Origin of the sequence: Streptomyces sp. C36 (assembly GCF_040932295.1) — a bacterium.
GTDB lineage: Bacteria > Actinomycetota > Actinomycetes > Streptomycetales > Streptomycetaceae > Streptomyces > Streptomyces triculaminicus.
This window is the reverse complement of the sequence record NZ_JBFQGI010000019.1, coordinates 1-9,459: the sequence shown is the minus strand read 5'-3', so window position 1 is coordinate 9,459 and position 9,459 is coordinate 1. Positions and strand designations below refer to the sequence as shown.

Annotated in this window: 9 protein-coding genes; 5 read left to right on the top strand and 4 right to left on the bottom strand. The window is 72.2% G+C overall.

Annotated features, from left to right (window positions below; genetic code table 11):
• Positions 1–209: 209 nt before the first annotated feature.
• Positions 210–1,106 (bottom strand): MBL fold metallo-hydrolase, encoded by an 897-nt coding sequence (locus AB4K12_RS31140; protein WP_368438146.1) that lies wholly within the window; start codon positions 1,104–1,106, stop codon positions 210–212.
• Positions 1,107–1,249: 143 nt separating this feature from the next.
• Between AB4K12_RS31140 and AB4K12_RS31135 the strand changes: the two genes are divergently transcribed.
• Together AB4K12_RS31135 and AB4K12_RS31130 are read left to right on the top strand one after the other, a co-directional pair.
• Positions 1,250–2,290 carry a DUF6081 family protein gene (locus tag AB4K12_RS31135; protein ID WP_368438144.1) on the top strand — a complete coding sequence of 347 codons (1,041 nt, stop codon included), beginning with the start codon at positions 1,250–1,252 and terminating at the stop codon, positions 2,288–2,290.
• A gap of 243 nt (positions 2,291–2,533) precedes the next feature.
• On the top strand, positions 2,534–3,694 hold the full coding sequence (locus AB4K12_RS31130; RefSeq protein WP_368438142.1) for an acyl-CoA dehydrogenase family protein: 1,161 nt from the start codon (positions 2,534–2,536) through the stop codon (positions 3,692–3,694).
• A 202-nt stretch (positions 3,695–3,896) separates the two neighbouring features.
• On the opposite strand, the gene AB4K12_RS31125 is transcribed toward AB4K12_RS31130, so the two are convergent.
• Positions 3,897–4,328, bottom strand: a complete 432-nt coding sequence (locus tag AB4K12_RS31125) for a lipocalin-like domain-containing protein (RefSeq protein WP_368438149.1) — start codon at positions 4,326–4,328, stop codon at positions 3,897–3,899.
• 2 nt (positions 4,329–4,330) lie between these two features.
• Positions 4,331–5,395: an LLM class flavin-dependent oxidoreductase gene (locus AB4K12_RS31120; RefSeq protein ID WP_368438141.1), complete on the bottom strand. Its 1,065-nt coding sequence runs from the start codon at positions 5,393–5,395 to the stop codon at positions 4,331–4,333.
• Positions 5,396–5,589: 194 nt separating this feature from the next.
• On the opposite strand from AB4K12_RS31120, the gene AB4K12_RS31115 reads away from it, so the two are divergent.
• Positions 5,590–6,195 carry a DNA-binding response regulator gene (locus tag AB4K12_RS31115; protein ID WP_368438139.1) on the top strand — a complete coding sequence of 202 codons (606 nt, stop codon included), beginning with the start codon at positions 5,590–5,592 and terminating at the stop codon, positions 6,193–6,195.
• Here AB4K12_RS31115 and AB4K12_RS31110 read toward each other — a convergent pair.
• Entirely contained in the window at positions 6,128–7,168 is a 1,041-nt protein-coding gene (locus AB4K12_RS31110) for a sensor histidine kinase (RefSeq protein WP_368438137.1), read from the bottom strand. The two genes, AB4K12_RS31115 and AB4K12_RS31110, sit on opposite strands and share 68 nt — an antisense overlap.
• A 402-nt stretch (positions 7,169–7,570) precedes the next feature.
• Between AB4K12_RS31110 and AB4K12_RS31105 the strand changes: the two genes are divergently transcribed.
• Together AB4K12_RS31105 and AB4K12_RS31100 are read left to right on the top strand one after the other, a co-directional pair.
• Positions 7,571–8,215, top strand: a complete 645-nt coding sequence (locus AB4K12_RS31105; protein ID WP_368438147.1) for a ScbR family autoregulator-binding transcription factor — start codon at positions 7,571–7,573, stop codon at positions 8,213–8,215.
• A 167-nt stretch (positions 8,216–8,382) separates the two neighbouring features.
• Entirely contained in the window at positions 8,383–9,267 is an 885-nt protein-coding gene (locus tag AB4K12_RS31100; RefSeq protein WP_368438135.1) for a sensor histidine kinase, read from the top strand.
• Positions 9,268–9,459: the final 192 nt, after the last annotated feature.

Below are 9,459 nucleotides of genomic sequence, written 5' to 3'. Positions count from 1 at the left end.
CAACACCTTGCGCAGGCTCACTTCTCGTCCTTCACACTGAGGTCCGCCGGGACGGTCACGAGGAGACCGCCCCGGAAGACGGCTGGTCCGCAGGGCAGTGATGCCGTCCGAGGCTGTGGTGCACGGCTCGAGGCATGCTGGAAACTGCCTGGAAGTCCCCCCTCCGGGAGACGCGCGGGAGATGTCCGGGAGAGCTCCCGGCGTCCGGGTCAGGCGTGGCAGGCCGGAAGCCCGCCGTTGAACTCGACCATCTCGGCGAAGACCGCGGGCATGTCGACCGGCGAGCCCGGGGCGACGCCCTTCTCCTCGAGGTAGGCGCGGTGCAGGTTGGGCACGATCCGCTCGGAGTCCAGCAGGCCCTTGTACTCGCCCAGGTCGGTCTCGCGCGCCACCTCCACCGGGGTCAGGCCCGCCGCGACGCCCTCCCTGGCGAGGCGCTGGAGCATGCGGAAGTAGCCCTCCGTGCTGTCGAGCAGCTCCGGGCCGGCCACCGGCCCGTGCCCGGAGACCACGACCTCGGCGCCGAGCGCGCGCAGGGCGTCCACCGCCGCGAGCGACCCGGACACCGAGCCCATCGGGCAGAACGGCGTGGCGCCGGACATCACCAGGTCGCCGGTGAACAGCACCCGCTGCTCGGGCAGCCACACCACCGTGTCGTTGGTGGTGTGGGCCGGACCCAGGTGCATCAGCTCCACCCGCACGGAGCCGGCGTGGAGGGTCAGCCGGTCGTCGAAGGTCACCTGCGGCGGGGTCAGTTCGACATCGCCCCAGCACACGTCGGGCCACAGCGTCGTCAGGTGCAGACCGATCTGCAGCACCTCGTCGCGGGTGCGGCGGTGGCCGATGACGACGGCCTCGGGGAAGACGAAGTTGCCGAAGGTGTGGTCGCCGTGCGAGTGGGTGTTGACAAGCATCCTGGGCGCGGCCGGATTCACACCCTTGACGGCGTCGCGCAGGGCGTGGGCGCGGGCCTCGGTGGCAGCGGTGTCGATCAGCAGCGCCTCGCCGTCCGCCACCACGACACCCGCGTTGTTCACGCACCAGCCGCCGTCGGGCTGGACGTAGGCGTGGACGTTCTCCGCCACTTCGGTGAGCTTCGGCGACATCTTCTTCTCCTCGGGGGATCGCTTCGGTTCTGGCCGAAGCCTTTCGGTCCCGGCTCGAGGCACACCGGATGCCGCGCTCAAGTGATGTTCATGGGGAGCCCCTCACGATGGCCGCCAACGAACAACCTACGGAGGGAATGCACATGGGTCTGAGGGCACGGTTGAGCGGTACCGCCCTGGCGACGGCGCTGTTCGTCGCTTTCGTTCCGGCCACGGCCAACGCCGCCGAGGACGGTGAGGAGGGCTCGCGCGCCGTCTTCAGTGACAACTTCCAGTCCGGCTTCGACACCACGAACAAGTGGTTCCAGATGCCGGTGGGCGGACTGACCAGCGGTGACGGCATCACCAGCACATCCTCGGCGGGCCTGAAGGTCGTCCCGAGCGGCAAGGACTCCGCCGGCAACCCCGCCTTCGCGTACACCACCGGCCAGCAGTCGGCCGGCGGCCAGGGCGACGCCGATCACCTGAAGTACCTGGCCTCACCGCGGCACTACTCGACGAAGGGCTTCCCCGGCTGGGACACGCCCGACTTCGGCCAGCAGTCGTGCAACACCCGGATGGGGGTGACGACCACCAACACCGACAAGCACCCGTTCGGCGCCGCGGTCTCCAACGCCCAGACCGACCCCCGCCTCGCGTCCGGCGCGCTGGTCTCCTTCGACCAGGAGACCAACATGGTCTTCGACTTCTTCGTCACCAACAACACGGTGTACGCGTTCTACGAGCGCCTGCGCTCCCCGGGGAGCACCTACGCCTCGTTCAGCTACGCCGTGCCGGTGACCACCATCACCAAGGGCCAGCAGGTGTCGTACAGCATCACCCTCGACCAGCAGCGCACCCGCGCCCGCTGGAAGGTCAACGGGGTCACCATGCTGACCGTCAACAAGATCGGCACCCGCGCCCTCGACCGCAAGTACCTGCTGATCGACCACGGCGGCAACGACGAGGTCGTCGCCCCGCGCCAGATGCAGTGCGCGCTGGGGACGTTCACGCTGCTCGACGGGTCGGGAGCGGACGGCAAGGGCCTGGTCAAGCTGGACTCGACGGCCAACTCCTACTACAAGCCGTCAGTCGGCGCGCCCACCGCGCAGTCCTTCTTCGACGACCAGAGCCTGGCCGGCAACCGCCTGTGGGGCCAGGGTGCTCAGCTTCAGGTGTCCTCCTTCAGCGTCTCGACGAGCTGACGGGCGGGTGACGTCCTGATCCGACGTGGCGTCCTGAGCGGGGGTGGCGCCGGAACAACCCCTTCCCAGACCGACCACTGAAAGAAACCAGCTCAGCGGTTTTGTGTCAAGAGAGGGCCGGTCCATTCCGCCACGGGGGCGGAACGGACCGGCCCTCGCCGCGACTCGAGCCCGCCCCGAGCGGCGTTCCATCGGCGTCGCGCAGGATCGGCCCTCCCGAACGCCGGCACTAGGAGGGCGAGGATGCGCACACAGGCTCCGGAAGGGACCGGGCTGACGTCCCGGTCCGTCGAACTGGCCGAACTGGCCCGGCATCGCGCCCAGGACGCGGAGGAGCAGCGCCGGCTGACGCCCGACGTGGTCGAGCACATGCTCCGGACGGGCTTCGCACGGCACTTCACGCCGACCGCCCAGGGCGGCGAGGACGGCACGTTCGAGGAGCTCACCCAGGCGCTGATCACCGTCGCCGAGGCCGACACGGCCACCGCGTGGTGCGCGTCGATCGCGGCGAGCCTGTCCCGCATGGCCGCCTACCTCCCCACGGAGGCGCACGCGGACGTGTGGCGCGAGGGGCCCGACACCTTCCTGGTGGGCACCCTGTCGCCGCTGGGCAAGGCCACTCCGGCACCCGGCGGCTGGCGGGTCAGCGGCTCCTGGGCGTACATCAGCGGCATCGACTACTCCGACTGGGCGCTGGTGTGCGCCGTCGTCCCCCGGGCCGAGGGGGAGCCGCAGGACGGCCCGCCGCCGGCCCGGATCTTCGCGCTGCCGCGCGGCGCGTACGCCGTCAAGGACACCTGGACCAGCTCCGGCATGCGCGGCACCGGCAGCAACACCCTGATCGCGGACGACGTGTTCGTCCCCGAGACGCACAGCTACAGCCGCCGCCGGCTCTTCGACGGTGCGCCGCTGGGGTCGGACGCCGCGTGCCACACGGTGCCGCTGCAGGCCGCCAACGGCCTGTCGTTCGCCGTGCCCGCCGTGGGCGCCGCCCGGGGCGCGCTCGCCCGGTGGACCACCGAGACGACCGCCCGCCTGGCCCGGGGCGCGGGCAGGCCCGGGATGCCCGGGCCCGTGCGGACCACCTACGAGGCCACCCTGTCCCGCAGCGCCGGCGAGATCGACAGCGCCCAGCTGCTGCTCGAGCGCGCCTCCCGCCTCGCGGACAAGGGCCCGGCCGTCACCGCCGGGGAGACGGCCCGCAACCTGCGCGACTGCGCGCTCTCCGCCGAGATGACCGTCAGCGCGGTCAACCGCCTGTTCTCGACCGCCGGCACCTCCGGGCAGGCCACGGACAGCCCGCTGCAGCGCGCCTGGCGCGACGTGAACTCCATCTCCACCCACGTGCTGCTGGCCTTCGACCCGGCGGCCACGCTGTACGCCTCGCACACGTTCGGTCTCTGACCTCTCCGCCCGGAGACCTCTCCGCACGGCGCGCACGAACGGCGCCGGGGGCCCGTACCTCCACGGGCCCCCGGCGCCGCTTTGCGTCGGGGGGAGGAGAACTCCGGCCGGGCGGGAAAAACCGCACCCGCCGGACCGGCTCCTGGAGGGCCGGTCCGGCGGGTGGCGGTGCGGCCGGGATCCCCGTCCGGCCGCGGGGCGCTCACGTCGCCGCGGGCGCCCCCGTCCTCTCGAAGGCGGCGGCCCGCCGCCAGCGCAGCAGGCGGCGCTGGGGCCGCCCCTCGATCTGCGCGGTGCCGCCCAGCAGCAGGTCCTCGCCGTCGAGTTCGACCTCGCGGACCATGTCGGTGCCGACGATGTGCGGGTGGGCGCTGACGGCCACCTCGTGCACCATCCGGGCGCCCTCCAGGTGCCAACGGCCCGCGTAGCCCATGAAGGTCTCCGTGCCGCCGCCCGCGCCGTCCAGGGCCCGCATCATGCTCACCGAGAGGTGGCCGTCGGCGGTGTAGATGAGCATGCCCTGGGGGGCGGACCCCAGCGGGCCGTCGCTGGTGCGCCCGGCCTCGTCGACGTCGTAGTAGGCGACCAGGCGCCACACGCCGACGGGGTCGAAGTCGTCGTCGAGGCGGTGCATCGTCACAGGGCCCTTTCGGTGAGCTGCGGGGACAGGCCATCCTCGCCGCCGGTGCTCGAGGCGCCGCTGAGGGCGCCTCGAGCGGGGCCGGTCGCCTGGCGCAGGTGGGGCAGCACCTCGGCGCCGAACAGCTCGATCTGTTCGGCGACTTCGGGGTAGGGCATGCCGGGCATGTCCAGCGCGAACAGCTGCCGCTGGTGGCCGTAGCGCTCGCGGAAGCTCAGCACGGCCTCCACGACCTGCTGGGGGCTGCCGACGGTCAGGGTGGTGCCGGCCATCTCGCGCTCGAGGCCGTTGGGGGTGGGGAAGCCGCCGCGCGAGGCGATGAGCGCGGAGTGGTACGGGCGGAAGCCGGCGACGGCGTCCTGGCTGCGGCGCGCGATGTGCAACTGTCCACCGGCGCCGAGGACGGCGTCCTGGGGGTTCCTGCCGTGCGCGGCCCAGGCGCGGCGGTAGTGGTCGGCGAGGGCGCCGAAGTGCTCCAGCGGGCCGAAGAGGTTGTTGAGGAAGAGGGGTTCGCCGTACCGGGCGGCGGTCTCGGCGGTCGCCGGGCTGCGCACCGCGCCGTGCCACATGACCGGGGGCTCGCCGTACGGGCGCGGCAGAATGGTCACCCTGCGCAACGGAGTGCGGTAGCGGCCGGACCATTCGAGGTCGGTCTCGCGCCACAGCTTGCGCAGCAGCAGGTGGTTCTCCTCCAGCAGCGCGTCCTGGTCCTGCGGGTCCCGCCCGAACATGGGGAACGTGCGCCAGGAGACGCCCTTGCCGATCATCAGGTCCACGCGGCCGTCGCTGAGTTGCGAAAGCGTGGCGAAGTCCTCGGCGACCCGGACCGGGTCCAGGGTGGTCAGGACGGTGACGGCGGTGCTCAGCCGCAGGCGCGTGGTGCGCGCGGCGAGGTGGCCGAGGATCACGGTGGGTGAGCTTGTGACATACGGTCCGTCGTGGTGCTCACCGACGGCGAAGACGTCCATGCCCACCTGCTCGGTGAGCACGCCGAGTTCGACGACCCCGCGCAGTCTCTCGCGCTCGGTCATCACCTCGCCCGTGACCGGGTGGGGTGCCATGGCACCGATGCTGAATATTCCGAACTCCACGACGCCTCTTTCCAGGGGGGTGTACGGGTGCGCGCGCTACGGTCGCGCAGCCGTGTTGATGTGCTGATGTGAGAGAAATGACATGAAATGCCCGATACCGGCTGTGTATGATTCAGGCCGCTCCGGGGAGCTTCGTCGACTGCCCCGGACGGGGGGAGCAAGACGTGATACGGGTGATGCTGGCCGAGGACATGCACATGATCCGCGGCGCTCTGGTCGCTCTCCTGGCCCGCGAGAGCGGCCTGCAGGTGGTGGCGGAGGTCGAGCGCGGCGACCACATCGTGCCCACGGCGCTGGAGGTCCGGCCGGACGTGGCCGTCCTCGACATCGACCTCCCGGGCCTGGACGGCCTGACCGCGGCCGCCGCCCTGCACAAACGACTTCCGGAGTGCCGCACGCTGGTCCTCACCGCGCTGGGCCGGCCGGGCACGCTCCAGCGCGCCCTGGCCGCCCGCGTCAGCGGATACCTCCTGAAGGACGCGAAGCCGCAGGAGCTGGCGGCGGCGATCCGCCGGATAGCGCAGGGCGGCCGGGTCATCGACCGCGAACTGGCGGTGGCCTCCTGGGACATCGACACCAGCCCGCTGACCACACGGGAGTCGGACGTACTGCGCCACGCCTCGAGCGGCGCCGAACCGGCGGAGATCGCCCAGCGCATGCACTTGTCCACCGGAACGGTGCGCAACTACCTCACCGCCGCCGTCACCAAGCTGCACGCGCGGAACCGGCTGGACGCCGTGCGTATCGCCGAGCAGTCGGGATGGCTGTGACGGTCTCGGCGGGACAGACCGCGCGCAGGCGGAACCACTCGCCGTCGTGCGACCAGGTGAGCGTGCCACCCACGGCCGCGATCCGCGCGGTGAGGCTGTCGAGCCCGGTGCCCGGCTCGCCGTCGCCCGCCGGGTCGTAGCCGTCGTTGGCCATCGCCAGGACGACCACGCCGGCCTCCTCGCGCAGCGTGATCCGGCAGAGCCGCGCCTCGCTGTGCCGCAGGATGTTGGTGGCGCCCTCGCGCAGGACCGCCGCCAGGGTCGTGGCCAGGCGGGCATCGGCGACCGCGGGGGCCTTGCCCTCCACCTCGGTCACCACGCCCGCCGCGCCCAGGACCGTGGAGACGGAGGCGAGTTCGCCGCTGAGCGACATGTTCCGCGGGCCCGCCGAGACGGCACGCACCTCGGCGAGCGCCTTGCGCGACAGCGAGACCAGCTCCGCGACCTCCAGCCGCTCCGGGACGAGTCCCGCGGCGAGCCGGCTGTCGAGCAGCTCCGCCTGCACGGCGACGGCGGTGAGGCTGTAGCCGAGCAGGTCGTGCAGGTCGCGCTGGAGGCGACGGCGCTCCTCCATGGCGTGCCGACGCTCGGCGACGGCACGCCGCCGCTGCGCCTCCAGCGCCACCAGACAGCGGCGCAGACCGTAGACGGCGGCGGTCGAGGCCACCGCGGTGAGCGCGACGTAGACGAGGCCGCCGAGCGGCAGGACGAGAGTGGAGATCCCCAGGACGGTGAGCGGCACCAGCGGCGCCCACCGGCGGTGAGGGACGACGCCCGGGGAGTGGAGACAGGCCCCGGCCGGCACGGCGACGCACAGCGCCGCGGTGGTCAGCATGGCGAACAGGACGGTCCACCAACCCGTTTGACCGTTGAGCGGGTCGAGGGCGGCGGCGGTGACGACGCAGACGATCTGCACCGTGACGACGATCAGAACGGCGACCCAACCGGGCCGCTGGACGGCCAGTGGACGCACGGGTCAGCCCACGCGGCTCGCGGCCAGGGGGCGGGTGGTGGAACCAGATGGATCGGGCGGTGCCATGAGGATCTCCTGTACATGCGCAATGCCGGGATCGAGTTGCACTATCGGGGACGCTACAAACCGACGACGCGGTTGGCAATAGCAGTCAGTGCGTTGCTCGTCACGCTCTGGAACCATTCCCTCCGGAATCTTCAACGGCCCCTGAAACATGGCGTTCACAGCGCTATTACCGCAGGTAGAGCCCATATGACCGGCAATACCCGAAGGTCCGCTCCCCCTCCGTAGGGCCTGGCATAAAAACCATCTGGGCGGTTTAATATCGCCGACCGACGCCCGCCGGCGCGGAGAACGCCCGCAACGGTGCGGGCCGATCGGAAACGGAGCCTGTCAGTGGCCATGCAGGATCGGGCTGCCCGCACCCGTCGCGAGCTGATCCGTTGCGCCGCCGCCGCGTTCGAGCAGCACGGCTTCGCCCGCACGACCCTCAATGACGTCTGCCGCCGCGCCGGAGTGAGCAGCGGCGCCCTGCACTTCCACTTCGACAACAAGGAGGCGCTCGCCGACGCCGTGGAGGCCGAGGCCTCGGCCGCGCTGCACCGAGCCGGCGAGATGGCCAGGGTACGCCCTTCGGGGGCGCTGCAGGCACTCGTCGACGCCTCGCACTCGCTGGCCGCCGTGCTGCGCGAGGACTCGGTGGTGCGGGCCGGCTTCCGGCTCAGCTACGACACCACGCGCACGAACGGCCTTCCGCTGAGCGAGCTTTGGCACTCCTGTGTGCGTACGCTGCTGGCCGCGGCGCGCGACGAGGGGGCCCTGGCCGGCGGCGTCCCGATGCGCGACGCCGCCGTGGCGGTCACCGGCGTCACCGTGGGCCTCGCGGTCCTCAGCCACCGGGACCGGAGGTGGGCCGGCCAGACCTCGCTGACCGGATTCTGGCGGCTGATGCTGCCTCAACTGGCCTGCCCGAAGGCCGGGGTGCGGCCCACTCCGGTGCACACCGCGAGCGGCGCGTCGTCCCGGGCCGGCGGGGGCGCGGAATAACCGCCTTACGGACCGGGCGAGTCGGCGGTGCCGGATCGATCACACTTGAACCTCGTTGACAAACCGCCTCCTCGGTTTGTTAGCTTCCAAGGCCGCTAGCGCGACAGGTACAGCGCTTTCGCCGCCCGGCGAGGGCGTCCACCACACGCATGTGCAAGGAGACGCTGGTGGGTGCCTCTTCTGTCACCACAAGCAGCCCCGAAACCTCCAACTCCCTCGGCCTGGCACGCCTGGAGGCCATGGTGGGCCAGGGATTCACCCGGGCCCTGCAGGCCGGCCTCAGCCGCTCCCAGTACGCCCGCGACCGGGCCACCGCCTACGCGACGCACCACGGCGCGGGCGGCGACGCCGCGCGCGAGGACCGCCCGGCCCCCGGGCACGCCCTCGCCCACGGCGCCTCCGGCCCGCTGACCCTGCCCTACGAACCCGGCGGCGCCGACCCGGACGCCTCCTGGCGCGCGGGCCGCCGCCTGGCCCGCGGCCTGCACGACGAGCTGGGCACCACGTTGTCCCTCGTGGCGCACCACATGGAGCGCTACGACAGCGGGCCGGGCGACCCCGCCGATCTCGAGGCCGCCCGTGCGGCGCTGCGGGAGGCCATCAAGCTGACCGAGCACGCGGTGGACGGCCTCCACCACGCCACCGCCGTCCCCGCGCTGGTCCCGGCGCTGCGCGAGTTCGCCGAGACCGCCGCGCCCGCCGGAGTGCGCTTCGCGATCACCGCCACCGGCAAGGAGACGCTCGTCTCCGACGTCTGCCGGCGGGAGCTGTTCCTCGGCATCCGCGAGGCCCTGCGCAACAGCTTCACGCACTCCGGGGCGGCCGAGGTGGCGGTCTCCCTGCGCTTCACCCGCCTCTACGTGTACGCCCGCGTGGAGGACGACGGCCGGGGCTTCGACGCCGAGGCGCCGCTTTCGCCCGGCCGCCCCGCGCGGGGCCTGCGCTCGATGCGCGAGCGCCTCGAGGACCTGGGCGGGCGGCTGACCCTCGGTGGGCCCGCCGAGGGCGGCACCCGCCTGGAGATCCACCTGCCCATCCGCCCCCGCTCCTAGGCGGCCTCCGGAGGGCCCTTCGCAAGCGAGTGGAGTCCCTCCGATTCGGCCCGGACCAGGGGGTCCGACGCGGGCCCAAGGGCGGCACCCGCGGTTTTCCAGCTGTGCTCAAGCGTCCCTGGAGCAACTCCGGACACGCTGTGCCCCGCACCTCGTGCGATCCCCTTGTTCACTACGTCCTGGGAGTTCTCC

Coding starts and splice junctions, on each gene's coding strand:
- AB4K12_RS31140 (WP_368438146.1), bottom strand. CDS start 1,106: ATGTCGCCGAAGCTCACCGAAGTGGCGGAGAACGTCCACGCCTACGTC.
- AB4K12_RS31135 (WP_368438144.1), top strand. CDS start 1,250: ATGGGTCTGAGGGCACGGTTGAGCGGTACCGCCCTGGCGACGGCGCTG.
- AB4K12_RS31130 (WP_368438142.1), top strand. CDS start 2,534: ATGCGCACACAGGCTCCGGAAGGGACCGGGCTGACGTCCCGGTCCGTC.
- AB4K12_RS31125 (WP_368438149.1), bottom strand. CDS start 4,328: ATGCACCGCCTCGACGACGACTTCGACCCCGTCGGCGTGTGGCGCCTG.
- AB4K12_RS31120 (WP_368438141.1), bottom strand. CDS start 5,395: ATGGCACCCCACCCGGTCACGGGCGAGGTGATGACCGAGCGCGAGAGA.
- AB4K12_RS31105 (WP_368438147.1), top strand. CDS start 7,571: ATGCAGGATCGGGCTGCCCGCACCCGTCGCGAGCTGATCCGTTGCGCC.